Origin of the sequence: Erysipelatoclostridium sp. An15 (assembly GCF_002160675.1) — a bacterium.
In the GTDB taxonomy this organism is placed as follows: Bacteria; Bacillota_I; Bacilli_A; order Erysipelotrichales; family Coprobacillaceae; genus Thomasclavelia; species Thomasclavelia merdavium.
Window position 1 is genome coordinate 1 of sequence record NZ_NFLA01000033.1, and the last position, 15,237, is coordinate 15,237.

The following is a 15,237-nucleotide window of genomic DNA, read 5'->3' on the forward strand; positions in this document are numbered from 1 at the left end:
CTAAAAAATAAATAAAGATGGCAATCACAGATGAAATTACTCCTGGTGATAATAGATTTTTAGGATTTAATTTCATTTTAACGTCATTTCCATAGTTGATTAAAATAACGCCTAATGTAAATACCTCCAGATTAAATAAAATATTAAATAGTGCTGTATAGAAAACCGCATCATTTCCAAATAAAGCCTTCATAATTGGAAATCCCATAAATCCTATATTAGAAAAGATTGTCATGAACATATAAAGTCCTTGTTGTGGCAAGGGAATCCGCATTATTTTTACAAGAATAAAGCTTATTACTGGTAATAATAAATAAACAGCAGTTGCAACACCTAATGTATAAATAACCATACTTTTATCTGTAATTGTTGTAGAACAAACTGAAGAAAATATCATTGCTGGTGTTGTTATAGAAATAACAATATAATTTAATTTACTATTTAATTCATCATTTAATATGTTCTTTTTTTGCATAAAATAACCAAGTCCAATTATTAAAAACAATTGAATCATTTGGTTAATAACGACCATAATATCCATTAAAATCCCCCATTCTTAACAGATATTATAACATAGTCACTTTATATTTATTAAATTGTTACTGAAAATGAAACTAATAAAAAAATGATAACATAAGCTATCATTTTAATTTATTTTCATAAAAATCGATTTTATAATTTACCATTTCTATATGTTTATTTAATTCTTGCTGCTGTAGTAATAAAATTTCTTTTTGTTTTTTTAATATTTCATATCGCTGATCTAGTGTTTTATCCCCTTGTTTACATAAATCAATATAGTTGCGGATATAAGCTATTGTCATTCCTGTATTTCGCATACACATAATCATATCAAGCCATTTTAAATCATCATCATTATAAACTCGCTGATTACTTGTATTTTTCTTTATTGGTGGTAATAATCGTTCTTTTTCATAATATCTTAATGTTGAAGCATTTAAATTATATTTTTTACAAACCTGATTAATTGTATATTCCATTTTCATCTTCCTTTATCTCATTAATCATCTTTTTAATTTGATTGATTAAACAGCAGCATTCATATTGTTTATTTTGTAATAAATCATAATGAAATAATAATATATCCAATAGACTCATATCACTATCTATCAAATCCAAAATATCACTATCACTATAACCTAATGATATTAAGGTTTTAGTTAAAGAAATAATTGCTTGATCATGATAATCAAAATTATACAATGACTTAATAATCTTATTTTCATATAATACATCCAATAAATCTTGTCTTACTGTTATATCCATATCCTGATCCTCCTACTTTAAGCATACAACTTAAACCTAACTGCAAGGCAAGTGTTTTTTTATATTTAAAAGACCAATATTATTAAAAACATAATATTGGTCAAACACATGTACTTAAAAGTATTTTATTTTACATAAGATATTACCATGTGACGGTTTTTACCTTCACCATGACTTTCAGTTTTAACATGATTAAATTTAGCTAATTCTTGATGCATTACTTTTCTTTCATCAGCAGGCATTGGGTCTAATTTAATATCTGTTTTGGTACGTTGAACTTGTTTACCAAATCTTCTTGCCATTGAAGCAACTTTTTTATAACGATCTTCTTTATATCCGTTAATATCAATACTAATTTCATAGCGCTTTTTATATGTATTACTAACAGCATTTTTTACAATAAAGTTAATAGCTCTTAAAATAACACCAGCTTTTCCAATTAAAATTGAATTATTGCTTGTATTAATATTACAATAAATACGACCATCTTGTAGATATGAAACTGTTTCAATTTCAAATCCCATATCACTGATAAAACGACGAATATAACTTTCGATAAACTCTTGAATCATTGGTATAGTGTAACATTCAATTGTTGCTTTTTTTATAAATAAAGTTTTTGTTTCACTAATTACTTCATAGTTTAATTCATCAATTGTAACGCCTAGTTCTTCACATGCGTTATTTACAGCATCTTGAACAGTTTTGGCAGTATACTGTTTTTTCACTTATATCACCTACTTTTTCTTATTTAAGAAATTAGTTGTTGTTGCTTCAACTTCCTTTTTTGCTTTTTCAACATGGAAGAATTGAATATATACAGTTCTAACGATTGTAATTACGTTAGTTGTAATCCAGTATAATGACATTGCAGCAGGCATAGTTGCTGATAAATAAATAATGAAAATTGTCATTATGTTATTCATGGTATTCATTGACTTCATTTGATTTGAAGGTCGATATTTTGGTGAACGTCTTGCCATGATTTGGTTGATTTGCATTGCAAAGAATTGTGTTACAGCAACCAAAATTAATAAAACAATATAAGGAATATCTAAACTAAAGATATGTTCAATTGGACGAGCACCTAAATTTACACCAAAAACAATTGTATCATATAAGATTTCAATTCTTTGTACAGCGTGCCACATTGCAAACATAATTGGTAATGTTAAAAATGTTGCAAGAGAACCAAACATACTTACGTTATTTTTCTTATAAAGATTTTGAATCTCTGCAGATTGACGCATTTGTGATGCTTGATCTTTACGTCCACGATATTTACGCTGAATTTTTTCTAATTCTGGTTGTAATAATTGCATTTTTTGTGTTGATACAGTCGACTTAATCATAATTGGTAATGTAATTAAGTTTACGATGATTGTAACACCAATTACCCCAAAGGCAACGTTTCCAACATATTCGTTAATGAACAGGATCCCTTTTGCTAGAGGAATTACAAATAAAAAGTCAAACCACCCGGCAGATAATGTCCAAGGTGTTGAAGTTGTAATCGCTCTTGACTCAATTAAATTTCCATTACTATCAAGATTTTGAGTACATCCTGTCAAGATAGCAACAAAGAAAACTAAACAAAATATTTTTAGAATCTTTTTAGTTTTGTTATCTAACACCATTTATTTTTCCATCCTTTTTAATATTTTTTTATATAGATATTGTAGCTCATTTAAATTAGAATTAAAATCTAATTTTAAATATTTATCTCTAATAATGACGATATAATCATAACTTTTTTCAAAATCAATCGTCTGTTGCACCATCATCCTTACTTGCCGCTTAATTTTATTACGTACTACCGCTTTTCCTAATTTTTTGCTTACTGATATCCCAACTCTTGCGTTTGGATAATCATTTTTTCGGTAATAAATAATGAAAGAACGATTAGCTAAACTTTGTTTTTCTTTTATTATGAGACTAAAATCCTCATTTTTTTTTACTCGATATTCTTTTTTCATAACTTTTTAGAAAAAAAACCCACCGTAAAGTGGATTTTTTTAAGCAGACAATACTTTTCTTCCTCTTTTACGGCGACGTGCAAGTACTTTTCTTCCTCCTACAGTAGCCATTCTAGCTCTAAAACCATGTGTCTTTGATCTTTTTCTTTTATTTGGTTGATATGTTCTTTTCATTAATTACACCTCCATATTTTAATACTTTTATACAAATAACATATGCCCCACCATTTTATATGAAAAAGCCCCTCAAGTCAATGAAATTAACGAAAAAGTACATCGCTAATAATCAAATTTTTTTCTTTTAATCTTCACCTCATTATTTTTTGTGACATTTTTATTGTGACTTTTCAAAAAACAAAACCCCTTTATCAACAATTTATTACACATGTTATGCACAAAGTCATATCACTGTTTTTTTTGATGTGAATAAATGTGAGTTTTGAAAAAAAGCGCGATTATTACAATATCTTGATTGTGACTTTATTATGAATACGATAATTAGCACTCTAATTTAGACACATTTTTCACATTCACATATTTCTATATGCACAAATAAAGTTGTGAATTTTGTGAATTTCTATTATTTTCTTACAAAATTGCCAATATTAATGTGAATAACTTTGTGAACACTTTTCCAGCCTCTTTTTTTTCCTTTAAATTTACAATTTATTAACATATAATGTTAGTTGCGGAGGTAAAAAAATGAATGATAATAGTAAAATTTGGCAATTATGTCTTGATACACTAGAAAAACAAGAACTGCCTGATAGTCGTAAAATCGACAAAATTATTATGGAATCTGTTTTTCGTAGTGCCAAAATATCATCTATTAATGATAATAAGGTTGTCATTACTACTCCTTATTCATTTAATGTAGAAACAATAAAAAATAATCAAAAAGATATTGAAGAAATCCTCTCAGGTATGTTAGCTTCGCCAATTACAGTAGAAATATTAGGTGAAGAAGATTTTAAAAAAACAATTACTGTTCAAAATGAACAACCATTTAAAGATAATTTAAATAAGACTTTCACTTTTGATAACTTTGTTGTTGGTAGTTCTAATAGAATGGCCCAAAATGCCGCTTTATTAGTTTCTAGCAATCCTGGTTCTAATTTCAATCCTTTATTTATCTACAGTAATCCAGGATTAGGAAAAACTCACTTATTAAATGCTATTGGTAACTATGCTAAAGAAACCAATCCTTCATTAAAAATTCGTTATATTACTAGTAAGGAATTTGTCGATGAAGTAATTGGGGCAATGAAAGGTAAAAATAGTAATGATATTTACCTTAAATATAAAAATCTGGATATGTTATTAATTGATGATATTCAGTTTTTATTTAATAAAGAAAAAAGTAGTGAAATATTTTTCCATATTTTCAATGAATTAATCAACAATAATAAACAAATTGTTATCACAAGTGATAAAATGCCTGAGGAATTACAAGGAATTGAATCCCGACTAATTAGCCGTTTTAACTCAGGTTTAAGTTTTGGTATTGATCCACCTGAATTTGAAACTGCTAGAGCAATTCTAGAAAAGAAAATTGAAAATCTTGATAATCCATCATTAATTATTCAAGATGATGTTGTTGATTTCATGGCAAATCACTATTGTAAAGATATTCGTAATCTTGAAGGTGCTTTAAAGCGATTATTTTTTTGCAGTATTATGAACCATACTAATAATATTGATATGGCTTTTGCATTAGAATCATTTAAAGATGATAAAGTTGTTCAAAATCCAAAAACAGCTTTAACAAAAGAATTAATCTTAAAAACAACAGCAGAGTTTTATTACTTAACAATTTCTCAGTTAGTATCTAAAAATAAAACTCGTAAACTAACAACCCCAAGAGAAATCTGCATGTATTTAATGAGAGAACTATTAGATATCACATTTGCAGAAATCGGAACAATATTTAGTAATCGTGATCACTCTACGGTCATGAAAGCTTGTGCTCGAGTTGATAATAAAATCAAGAAAGATCCTGACTATAAATTAGCTATCAACAAATTAAAGCACAAATTAGGAATAAATTAGACACATTAAAATCACACAAAAAACCTAGTATTATTCACGGTTTTTAAATTTATGCACATAATTCACATTCTAATAATACTAGTAGAATTATTTAAAATAAATATATATAATAAGTCAAAAGGAGGTCATTATGAAATTTAGAATTAATCGACTTAAATTATTAAATGCTTTATCAAAAACTACTAAAGCTGTTTCTGTTCGTAGTCCTTTACCCGTATTAACAGGTATTAAATTTGATTTACAACCTGATGGTTTAATTTTAACTGGTAGTGATTCTGATATCACAATTCAAACTAAAATTGAAACTAGTGATGACTTAGTTATTGAACAAACAGGTGGTGTAGTTTTAAATTCACGTTATATATTAGAAATTGTTAGAAAGATAGATAGTGATGAAATTTCATTAGAAATCATTGATGGTTCACTTACTAGAATTTCTGGAGCAACTTCTAAATTTGATTTAAATGGTAATGACGTTATTGATTATCCTCGTATTGATTTATCAAAAACAGGAACTAAAGTATTAATTAATGCTTTTACTTTAAAAGATGTTATTACACAAACTAAATTTGCTGCTAGTGAAAAAGAACATAAACCAATTTTAACTGGTATTAACTTTAAAGCAGCTAACAATCAATTAGAAGTAACTGCTACTGATAGTTATCGTCTAGCTAAAAAAGTAGTGCCATTAGATGATGAACTTACTTTCAATATTACAATTCCTCAAAAATCATTAGATGAAATTGCTAAAATCATTGAACGTGATGATTTAATTGAAATGTATGTTTCTGATCGTAAAGTACTTTATGTTTTTGACAACAATATCATTCAAACAAGATTAATTGATGGAACATTCCCAGATACTAATCGTTTGATTCCTGAAAGTTTTGATTATGAATTAGATATTGATACTCACTATTTATTAAATGCAATTGATCGTGTTTCTTTATTAAATAATGAACAGAATAATATTATTAAATTAGATATGTCTAATGAAAAAGTTATTCTTTCATCATATATGCAAGAAATTGGTTCTGTTGAAGAAATTTTAGATCGTTCATTCTATAAAGGTGATTCTTTAAGTATTTCATTTAGTTCAAAATATGCAACTGATGCATTAAGAGCATTTAATGAACCAAAAGTTAAAATTTTATTTACTGGTGCTATGAAACCATTTATCGTTAAAGATTATGAAAAAGATGATTTAATCCAGTTAGTTTTACCAGTAAGAACATATTAAGCTACGATATGTAGCTTTTTATTTTGTAGAGCACTTTTTTTACTGGCTGTTTTATGTATATGCCGATAAATTTTAAATATGAGCAATTTTTTTAGAAAGACAACATTTTTTTAGTAATCAAAAAAAAGCGTTTATATGCTTATTTTTTTGATTTTAAGGATAAATTATGTTATAATAATAATATATTTATGAAAAAAAAGAGGGACATCATGAAAAAAATTCAAATAAAAGATGAATATATAACTTTAGGACAATTTTTAAAATATACAAATTGTGTATCTAGTGGAATTGAAGCTAAGATGGTTATCCAGGATGGATTAGTACTTGTTAATGGTGAAGTAGAAACTCGTCGTGGTAAAAAACTTCGCTCTAATGATCAAGTTGAATTTAATGGAGAATCATTTGTAATTGAGTAATGAAAATTAATTCATTGAGTTTAAATACATTTCGTAATTATGATCATTTTTTTATTGAGTTTGATCATGATATTAACATTTTAATTGGTAGTAATGGTCAAGGTAAGACTAATTTAATTGAAGCTATTTATTTATTATCTGTGGGTAAATCTTTCAAAACACATATTAATAAACAAATGATTATGTTTGATAAAGAGTTTGCTCGTGTTAAGGGTGAAGTTGTTACTAATAACAAGGCTAGACAGTTAGAAATGATATTAGGTAATAATTTTAAAAGAGCTAAAATTGATGATCAGGATATTCATAAAATTAGTGAATATGTTGGATTATTAAATGTAGTTGTCTTTATTCCCGATGATCTTTATTTAATTAAGGGCAGTCCGAGAAATCGGCGCCATTTTATTGATTTAGAACTTTCGAAGATTTCACCAATTTATGTTTTTAATTTAAGTAAGTATAATAAGCTTCTTAAAGAAAGAAACAAGTATTTAAAATTGTTACATCAAAATAGGAAAAAAAGTGATGAGTATCTAGAGGTTTTAGATGAACAGATGGCAAGATTGCAATATGATTTAATTAGAAGAAGAATTGATTTTATTAAAAGATTAGATGAAAAAGTAGCTATTGTTTATCGTTTGATTTCTAAACAGAATGATGAACAAATTAAATTAGCTTATCATAGTTTTATCAAAAAAGATGTTAGCTATGAAAGTATTTTAGAAATGTATCAAAAAAATCATCAGCGTGATATTGATTATATGCAAACACATATTGGAATTCATAAAGATGATTTAAAGATTTATTTAAACCAGAAGGAAGCATATTTATTTGCTTCACAAGGGCAACAAAGAACAATTGTACTCAGCTTGAAGATTGCTTTAATTGAATTGATTAAAGAGGAAATAGGTGAGTATCCGGTTTTATTATTAGATGATGTTTTATCAGAATTAGATGAAACAAGAAAAAACATGCTATTAGATATATTGAATCAAAAAATTCAAACTTTTATTACAACAACTTCAATAGATGGTATTCACCATCGAATTATTGAAAAAGCAAAGAAAATCTATATCGCAGGTGGCAAGGAGGCTACATAATGTCAGAAGAAAAAGTACAACATAGTTATGATGAGTCAGATATTCAGGTATTAGAAGGACTAGAAGCGGTTCGTAAAAGACCAGGTATGTATATTGGAACGACATCAATTAGAGGATTACATCATTTAGTATGGGAAATTGTTGATAATTCTATCGATGAAGCATTAGCTGGATATGCTAGCCATATTCGCGTTATCTTAAAAGATGATGATGTTGTTCAGGTAATTGATGATGGGCGTGGAATGCCTACTGGTACTCACGCAAAAACAGGAATTTCTACTGTTGAAACAATTTTTACAGTATTACATGCCGGTGGAAAATTTGGTGGCGGCGGATATAAGGTTTCTGGTGGTCTACATGGTGTTGGAGCTTCTGTCGTAAATGCTTTGTCATCTTGGTTAGAAGTTCATGTACATCGTGATGGACATATTTATTATCAACGTTATGAAAATGGTGGTCAACCAGTTGAACCATTAAAAATTATTGGTGATAGTGATATTACAGGAACTATTGTAACTTTTAAAGCTGATCCACTTATTTTTAAAGAAGGAACAGTTTATGATTATGATATTTTAAGACAACGTATTCGTGAATTAGCATTTTTAAATAAGGGATTAAAATTATCATTAGAAGATACTCGTGATGGAGCAAATCGTAAACATGTTTATCATTATGAAGGTGGTATTAAAGAATATGTTGCTTATATCAATAAAAATAAGACACCAATTCATGATGAAATTATTTATATGGAAGATATGCAACAGGATATTACTATCGAAGTAGGTATGCAATACAACGATGGATATCAATCTAATATCTATTCTTTCTGTAATAATATTAATACTCATGAGGGTGGAACTCATGAAGAAGGTTTTAGATTAGCATTAACAAGAGTAATTAATAATTATGCAAAAAATAATGGTTTATTGAAAAAAGATGATGATGCTTTATCTGGTGAAGATGTTCGTGAAGGATTAACAGCAATAATTTCTGTAAAACATCCTGATCCTCAATATGAAGGACAAACAAAAACAAAACTTGGAAACGCTGAAGTAAGAAAAATTGCAAGTAATATTATTTCTAAAGAATTAGAAAAATTCTTATTAGAAAACCCAGATACAGCTAGAATAATTGTTGATAAAGCAATAGTTGCTTCAAGAGCTCGAATGGCTGCCAAAAAAGCTCGAGAAATGACTAGAAGAAAAAGTGCTTTAGAAGTATCTAATTTACCTGGTAAATTGGCAGACTGTTCAAGTAAAGATGCTAGTGAATGTGAAATATTCATAGTCGAAGGGGATTCAGCCGGTGGTAGTGCTAAAATGGGGCGTGACCGTCGCATCCAGGCAATCTTACCTTTACGTGGTAAAATTTTGAATGTTGAAAAATCAAGATTAGAAAAGATTTTAGGTAATGCTGAAATTCGTTCGATGATTACAGCTTTTGGAACAGGAATTGGTGATGAATTTAACATTGATAAATTAAGATATCATAAAATTGTAATCATGACCGATGCCGACGTAGATGGTGGTCACATTCGTATTTTGATGTTAACATTCTTATATCGTTATTTAAAACCTTTAATTGAAAATGGTTTTGTTTATGCAGCACAACCACCATTATATCTTTTAAAGCATGGAAAAGATGAACATTATTGTTATAGTGATGAAGAATTAGAAGATTTAAAAACTAAATTAGGTGAAGGGGCTAAATATACTATCCAAAGATACAAAGGTCTTGGAGAGATGAATGCTGACCAGTTATGGGAAACAACTATGGATCCTAAAAGACGAATTTTAAATCAAATTGATTTAGATGAAGCAATGGAAGCAGATATGATCTTTGATATGTTAATGGGTGAAAAAGTAGAGCCACGACGTGAATTTATTCAAGAAAACGCCAAATATGTAACTGATTTAGATATTTAGTAAAGGAGAAAAGTAATGGAAGAAAGAGGAATAAGAAAAGTAAAACTAACATCAGAAATGAAAAACTCTTTTATGCAATATGCAATGTCAGTTATTGTAGCGCGAGCTTTACCTGATGTTCGTGATGGTTTAAAACCAGTACAGCGAAGAATAATTTATGGAATGAGTGATTTAGGTTGTACGCCAGGAACACCGTATAAAAAATCAGCTCGTATTGTTGGGGAAGTTATGGGGAAATACCATCCTCATGGTGACTCTTCAATTTATGAAGCTTTAGTAAGAATGGCACAAGACTTTTCATATCGTTACATGTTAGTTGATGGTCATGGAAACTTTGGGTCTATCGATGGTGATGGTGCTGCGGCGCAACGTTATACTGAAGCTAGAATGTCACGAATTTCTAGTGAGTTAGTAAGAGATATTAAAGAAAATACCATTGATTTTATTCCTAATTATGATGGTGAAGAAAAAGAACCAGCAGTTTTACCTGCTAGAATTCCTAATCTTTTAATTAACGGTTCAACTGGAATTGCAGTAGGGATGGCAACAAATATTCCACCTCATAATTTAAGTGAAGTAATTGATGCTATCTTAGCAGTAGCTAAAGATCCCGATATTACAATTATGGAATTGATGGAAAATTATATTCAAGGACCAGATTTTCCTACTGGTGGTTACATCTTAGGAAAAAGTGCGATAAAAAAAGCTTATGAAACTGGTAATGGTTTAATTGTAATGCGTGCTAAAACAGAAATTGAAGAGCACGGTAATAAAAAAGCTATTATTGTAACTGAAATTCCATACATGGTTAATAAAGCTAGAATGATTGAAAAAATATCACAATTGGTAAAAGAAAAGAAAATTGAAGGAATTACTGATTTACGTGATGAATCTAACCGTGAAGGAATTCGAGTAGTTATTGAATTACGACGTGATGTTCAACCAGAAGTTATTTTAAATCAATTATATAAATTGACATCTTTACAAACAACTTTTGGTGCTAACTGTATTGCCTTAGTTAATAATGAACCAAAAACATTGAATTTAAAAGAAATGATTACTTTATATCTTGATCATCAAGAAGAAGTAATTCGCCGTAGAACTCAGTTTAGATTAGGTAAAGCTGAAGATCGAGCTCATATTTTAGAAGGGCTTAAAAGAGCTTTAGATCAAATTGATGAAATTATTGAATTGATCCGTTCTAGTAGAACAACAGAAATTATTCAAACTAGATTAATGGAAGAATTCAATATGTCTGATAAACAAGCAAAAGCAATTCGGGAAATGCAATTGCAACGTTTAGCTGGTTTGGAAAGACAGAAAATTGAAGATGAATTAAATAAATTATTAGAAATAATTGCTGATTTAAAAGATATTCTTGAAAATAGAGAACGTTTATTATCAATAATTCATGATGAATTAGAAGAAATTAAAGCTAAATATGGTGATAAACGTCGTACAGAAATTATTCAAGGTACTTTTGATTTAGAAGATGAAGATTTAATTCCAGTTGAAGATGTAATTATTTCTTTAACAAACAATGGTTATATAAAGAGAATGCCAGTAGATACATATAAATCACAAAATCGTGGTGGACGTGGTATTAAAGGTATGTCGACAAACAATGATGATATTGTTAGTTCATTAATTAATATGTCAACACATGATGATTTATTATTCTTTACTAATTTTGGAAAAGTTTATCGTTTAAAAGGATACAACATTCCTGAATTTGGTCGTTCTGCTAAAGGATTACCTGTTGTTAATTTATTGAATTTAGATAAAGAAGAACATGTAAAATCAATGATTAATATTAATCGTAAACAGTTTGAAGAAAATGATGATTTTTATCTAGTCTTTGTAACAAAAAATGGTTTAATTAAACGTGTTCACATCAATGAATTCCAAAGAATTCGTCAATCTGGTAAGATTGCAATTAGTTTAAAAGATGATGATCAATTAGTACAAGTTAAATTAACTGATGGTAATAATGAAGTTTTAATTGCAGCTTCAAATGGTAAATTAGTACGTTTCAAAGAAGATAACGTTCGACCAATGGGAAGAACTGCTAGTGGTGTAAAAGGAATAAACGTTGATGGCAGTGAAGTTATCGGAATGACTACTAATAATGAAGGGCAATATATATTAGTAGTAACTGAACATGGTTATGGTAAAATGTCGCCATTAGATGAATATCGTTTATCTAACCGTGGTGGTAAAGGAGTTAAAACTATCAATACAACGGCTCGTAATGGTCAAATTGTAGCATTAAGAGCTGTCAATGGTAATGAAGATTTACTAATTATGACTGATGATGGTATTATGATTCGTTTACCAATGGAACAAGTTAAAACAGCTGGTCGAGCTACTCAAGGAGTACGTTTGATTAAAGTTAGTGAAGGACATATTGTTTCTACAGTTGAAGTAGTTGAAAAAGCTACTGAAAATGAAATTGAAGTAGAAGAGTAATAAGAAGCTGATCATTTTGGTCAGCTTCTTTAATTTAAATTAGTTATATATTGTTTAATATCTTCAACATCATAATAATAATTTTCAACATGATAGCTTTTTATTTCTAATAGGGTAGGGAGATTAGCTAACTCTACGCTAGAATAGATTTGTAATGATGAATAATCTATTTCTGGGGTTAATAAAGAAGCATAGACATACCCCTTTTTAGCTTTTTTGTTTATTTTTAAATAGTTTTTATCAGCAATTTTTATTTCATATTTTTTTATTTTATTAAAACGATTTAATTCAGTACTATTTTTATATTTTTGAGCATTTTCACCTTCATAATATTGAATATTATTATTTTTATCAACTTGTCCAATTTCAATATCATTTTCAGTTTTAAAAGCACTCCAATCAAATTTTGATATTTTATTATCTGGATCTTTATTTTCAGTATTAATGAAATATACATCGTTTTCTTTAGCAAAGTCACAGATTAAATCTTCAATCTGGTGACATTCTTGACAGTCATTATTATAAAAATAAACATAATACGTATTATCGGGATTATTAACATTTCTAGTAAAAATATTTTTAGTTTTAATATGTTCAAATTGACTATAAGCACCTTCACTCCTTTGAGTTAAAAAATAACATCCAGCTATTGCAATTATGGCAATAATAACAATTACTATTAATCTTTTCTTTGTTCTCATAATTAAATGTACCTCCAATTTAATAATAAAAATTTTGTTTACATAATTATTATAGGTGTTATTTTTATAAAAAAATTGGTTTAGGTATAAGAGGAAAGAATTTTGAATAAGATGTATATTTTATTTCCAAGGTAATAGTATAAATAATTTTAATTGTACTAATTATAGGATCAAACAAATGATACTAGCTAAATATGATTTATCATATTTGGCTTAAAAATAGTTAATTTATATAAAATAATTTTATTTTTTTGCAATTGTTTATTGTATAAACCTTATTGTTATTTTGGTATAATATAATAATCGAAGGAGTGAGATTGATATGGATGCAAGTCAGTTATTAGAATTAATAAATCAAGGAGAAACACTAACTACAGAATTTAAATCGTGGGTCAAAATACCTGATTTTAAAAAACTTATAAAATTATGTGTGAAAGAAATTGTAGCTTTATCAAACTCTAATGGCGGATATTTGTTAATTGGTGTTGAAGATGATAAGACCATAACAGGGTGTAAAAATTATGATTTGCAAAATATTGTGGAAAGTATTTATGATAGAACAATACCTAATATATTTACTAAAGCTGAGACTATACGCATAAATGATAAAGATGTAATTGTTATTAAAGTAGAAAAAGGAATGCAATTATGTGGTACAACTTCTGGAGAATATTATAAACGATTAGGTAAGAATTCAAAGCCGTATAATCCTACTGGGATTAAAGAAGATTTTAGTATAAGTACAGATTATTCTGCTCAAATTATAGAACAATCAACAATTGATGATATTAATATTTTAGAAGTTTATAAATTAAAAGAAAAATTAAAAATTAGAGATAAGCAATCTACTTTAGTAGAATTAGATGATATATCTTTTTTAAAAGATTTATCACTATTGATTGATACTAACAATGGATTAAAATTAAATGTTGCTGGTATGCTTTTTGTAGGAAAGGAAGAATCTATAAAAAAATATTTGCCTCAGGCAGAATGTATTTATTTACATTATAACGATAATAATCGTGATGAATACGATAATAGATTAGACTTAAAAATGCCAATTATTTCTGTATTAGATAGATTGACAGAAAAAATTCAAGATTATAATAGTTTGATTAATATACAGATAGGATTGTTTAGGTTGGAAATTTATGATTTTTCTTAAAAAGTATTTCAAGAAGCTTTATTAAATGCATATACACATCGCCGTTATGATTCTCCTGGTTCCATCTATGTTAAGCATTATTCTGATAAATTAGTTATAGAGAGTCCAGGAGGATTTATGGCTGATATTACAGCAGATAATATTATTACTCATCCTTCGTTACCGAGAAATAAATTAATAGCTGAAACACTACAACGACTACGTTATGTTCAAAGATCTGGTCAGGGTATTGATATTATGTATAGAGAAATGGTTTCTATGGGAAAACCATATCCTGAATATACAGTTTATAATGACGCTATTAGATTAACATTATATAGCGTATTAGAAGATGAAGAGTTCGTGAAGTTTATAACTGAAACCCAAGATAAAAATATGATTACATTTTCTTTATCCGAATTGATGATATTGAGGTATTTATTTGAAAATAAGACAATAAATCTATCAACAGCAAAAAAACTTACGCAGCAATCAGAAAATGAAGTTAAACATGCTCTTAATAATTTAGAAAAGTATAAGCTAATTGAATTATCTGGGCGAGTGTATATGATGACGCCAAGTTCATATCATAAGGTAAAATCTGATGTTCAATATACTCAGGATAAAACAGTAACATATTTAAAATCAAAAGATTTAATTATAGAGTATTTATTGACTCATGATAGTATAAATAATGAAACGATTCGTGAATTATGTAGATGCACTAAAAAACAAGCAACAACTTTTTCTAGAAAAATGAGAGAATCTGGGATAATAACTATGGAAGGAAAAGGAAGGGCAACAATCTATAAGTTAAATAAGAAGTAACATTATTATTGTTTTTGAATTAATCGGCCCAAATCGGTCCAAATCGGTCCAAATCGGCCCAAATCGGTCCAAATCGGTCCAAATTTATAATGCTAAACTTTGGAC

16 protein-coding genes are annotated in these 15,237 nt (G+C 28.0%); 8 read left to right on the plus strand and 8 right to left on the minus strand.

Annotated elements, in window-relative coordinates; translation table 11 throughout:
- The 7 genes from B5E92_RS10440 to rpmH all read right to left on the minus strand — a co-directional run.
- On the minus strand, window positions 1-541 hold a 541-nt coding region (locus B5E92_RS10440; RefSeq protein ID WP_204245267.1), incomplete at its 3' end, for an AEC family transporter.
- Window positions 542-641: 100 nt separating this feature from the next.
- On the minus strand, window positions 642-1,001 hold the full coding sequence (locus tag B5E92_RS10445) for a MerR family transcriptional regulator (RefSeq protein WP_087301915.1): 360 nt from the start codon (window positions 999-1,001) through the stop codon (window positions 642-644).
- Window positions 985-1,287: a hypothetical protein gene (locus tag B5E92_RS10450; RefSeq protein WP_087301917.1), complete on the minus strand. Its 303-nt coding sequence runs from the start codon at window positions 1,285-1,287 to the stop codon at window positions 985-987. The genes B5E92_RS10445 and B5E92_RS10450 overlap by 17 nt, the downstream gene beginning before the upstream one ends.
- A gap of 125 nt (window positions 1,288-1,412) precedes the next feature.
- Window positions 1,413-2,015 (minus strand): RNA-binding cell elongation regulator Jag/EloR, encoded by a 603-nt coding sequence (gene jag / locus B5E92_RS10455; protein ID WP_087301920.1) that lies wholly within the window; start codon window positions 2,013-2,015, stop codon window positions 1,413-1,415.
- Window positions 2,016-2,024: 9 nt separating this feature from the next.
- Window positions 2,025-2,924 (minus strand): membrane protein insertase YidC, encoded by a 900-nt coding sequence (locus B5E92_RS10460; RefSeq protein WP_087301922.1) that lies wholly within the window; start codon window positions 2,922-2,924, stop codon window positions 2,025-2,027.
- Complete coding sequence (gene rnpA / locus B5E92_RS10465) at window positions 2,925-3,263, minus strand: ribonuclease P protein component (protein WP_087301925.1); 339 nt, start codon at window positions 3,261-3,263, stop codon at window positions 2,925-2,927. It lies immediately after the preceding gene.
- Between the two features lie 39 nt (window positions 3,264-3,302).
- Window positions 3,303-3,437: a 50S ribosomal protein L34 gene (gene rpmH / locus B5E92_RS10470; protein WP_003535525.1), complete on the minus strand. Its 135-nt coding sequence runs from the start codon at window positions 3,435-3,437 to the stop codon at window positions 3,303-3,305.
- 528 nt (window positions 3,438-3,965) lie between these two features.
- On the opposite strand from rpmH, the gene dnaA reads away from it, so the two are divergent.
- The 6 genes from dnaA to gyrA all read left to right on the plus strand — a co-directional run bounded on the left by dnaA (window position 3,966) and on the right by gyrA (window position 12,459).
- The gene (gene dnaA / locus B5E92_RS10475) at window positions 3,966-5,312 is read left to right on the plus strand and encodes a chromosomal replication initiator protein DnaA (protein ID WP_087301927.1); all 1,347 of its coding nucleotides are present in this window, start codon (window positions 3,966-3,968) and stop codon (window positions 5,310-5,312) included.
- Between the two features lie 130 nt (window positions 5,313-5,442).
- Window positions 5,443-6,552 (plus strand): DNA polymerase III subunit beta, encoded by a 1,110-nt coding sequence (dnaN, locus tag B5E92_RS10480; RefSeq protein ID WP_087301929.1) that lies wholly within the window; start codon window positions 5,443-5,445, stop codon window positions 6,550-6,552.
- Window positions 6,553-6,761: 209 nt separating this feature from the next.
- Complete coding sequence (yaaA, locus tag B5E92_RS10485; RefSeq protein ID WP_087301931.1) at window positions 6,762-6,968, plus strand: S4 domain-containing protein YaaA; 207 nt, start codon at window positions 6,762-6,764, stop codon at window positions 6,966-6,968.
- Window positions 6,968-8,065 carry a DNA replication/repair protein RecF gene (recF, locus tag B5E92_RS10490; protein ID WP_087301933.1) on the plus strand — a complete coding sequence of 366 codons (1,098 nt, stop codon included), beginning with the start codon at window positions 6,968-6,970 and terminating at the stop codon, window positions 8,063-8,065. The genes yaaA and recF overlap by 1 nt, the downstream gene beginning before the upstream one ends.
- Window positions 8,065-9,990, plus strand: coding sequence for a DNA topoisomerase (ATP-hydrolyzing) subunit B (gene gyrB, locus B5E92_RS10495; RefSeq protein WP_087301935.1), 1,926 nt, complete (start codon window positions 8,065-8,067; stop codon window positions 9,988-9,990). Before recF ends, gyrB begins: the two co-directional genes overlap by 1 nt.
- 15 nt (window positions 9,991-10,005) lie before the next feature.
- A complete protein-coding gene (gene gyrA / locus B5E92_RS10500; RefSeq protein WP_087301937.1) occupies window positions 10,006-12,459 on the plus strand; it encodes a DNA gyrase subunit A in 2,454 nt (817 codons plus the stop codon).
- 29 nt (window positions 12,460-12,488) lie between these two features.
- Here the strand turns inward: gyrA and B5E92_RS10505 are convergent, their stop codons facing one another.
- Complete coding sequence (locus B5E92_RS10505) at window positions 12,489-13,160, minus strand: hypothetical protein (RefSeq protein ID WP_087301939.1); 672 nt, start codon at window positions 13,158-13,160, stop codon at window positions 12,489-12,491.
- A gap of 322 nt (window positions 13,161-13,482) precedes the next feature.
- Between B5E92_RS10505 and B5E92_RS15680 the strand changes: the two genes are divergently transcribed.
- Together B5E92_RS15680 and B5E92_RS15685 are read left to right on the plus strand one after the other, a co-directional pair.
- Window positions 13,483-14,325 carry a helix-turn-helix domain-containing protein gene (locus B5E92_RS15680; protein ID WP_204245268.1) on the plus strand — a complete coding sequence of 281 codons (843 nt, stop codon included), beginning with the start codon at window positions 13,483-13,485 and terminating at the stop codon, window positions 14,323-14,325.
- 63 nt (window positions 14,326-14,388) lie between these two features.
- Window positions 14,389-15,132 (plus strand): ATP-binding protein, encoded by a 744-nt coding sequence (locus B5E92_RS15685; RefSeq protein WP_204245269.1) that lies wholly within the window; start codon window positions 14,389-14,391, stop codon window positions 15,130-15,132.
- The last annotated feature ends 105 nt before the right edge of the window (window positions 15,133-15,237 follow it).

Bases quoted from the DNA above. Each gene is read 5' to 3' on its own strand.
- B5E92_RS10445 (WP_087301915.1), bottom strand. From the start codon at position 1,001: ATGGAATATACAATTAATCAGGTTTGTAAAAAATATAATTTAAATGCT.
- B5E92_RS10450 (WP_087301917.1), bottom strand. From the start codon at position 1,287: ATGGATATAACAGTAAGACAAGATTTATTGGATGTATTATATGAAAAT.
- B5E92_RS10460 (WP_087301922.1), bottom strand. From the start codon at position 2,924: ATGGTGTTAGATAACAAAACTAAAAAGATTCTAAAAATATTTTGTTTA.
- rnpA (WP_087301925.1), bottom strand. From the start codon at position 3,263: ATGAAAAAAGAATATCGAGTAAAAAAAAATGAGGATTTTAGTCTCATA.
- rpmH (WP_003535525.1), bottom strand. From the start codon at position 3,437: ATGAAAAGAACATATCAACCAAATAAAAGAAAAAGATCAAAGACACAT.
- dnaA (WP_087301927.1), top strand. From the start codon at position 3,966: ATGAATGATAATAGTAAAATTTGGCAATTATGTCTTGATACACTAGAA.
- dnaN (WP_087301929.1), top strand. From the start codon at position 5,443: ATGAAATTTAGAATTAATCGACTTAAATTATTAAATGCTTTATCAAAA.
- yaaA (WP_087301931.1), top strand. From the start codon at position 6,762: ATGAAAAAAATTCAAATAAAAGATGAATATATAACTTTAGGACAATTT.
- recF (WP_087301933.1), top strand. From the start codon at position 6,968: ATGAAAATTAATTCATTGAGTTTAAATACATTTCGTAATTATGATCAT.
- gyrB (WP_087301935.1), top strand. From the start codon at position 8,065: ATGTCAGAAGAAAAAGTACAACATAGTTATGATGAGTCAGATATTCAG.
- gyrA (WP_087301937.1), top strand. From the start codon at position 10,006: ATGGAAGAAAGAGGAATAAGAAAAGTAAAACTAACATCAGAAATGAAA.
- B5E92_RS10505 (WP_087301939.1), bottom strand. From the start codon at position 13,160: ATGAGAACAAAGAAAAGATTAATAGTAATTGTTATTATTGCCATAATT.
- B5E92_RS15680 (WP_204245268.1), top strand. From the start codon at position 13,483: ATGGATGCAAGTCAGTTATTAGAATTAATAAATCAAGGAGAAACACTA.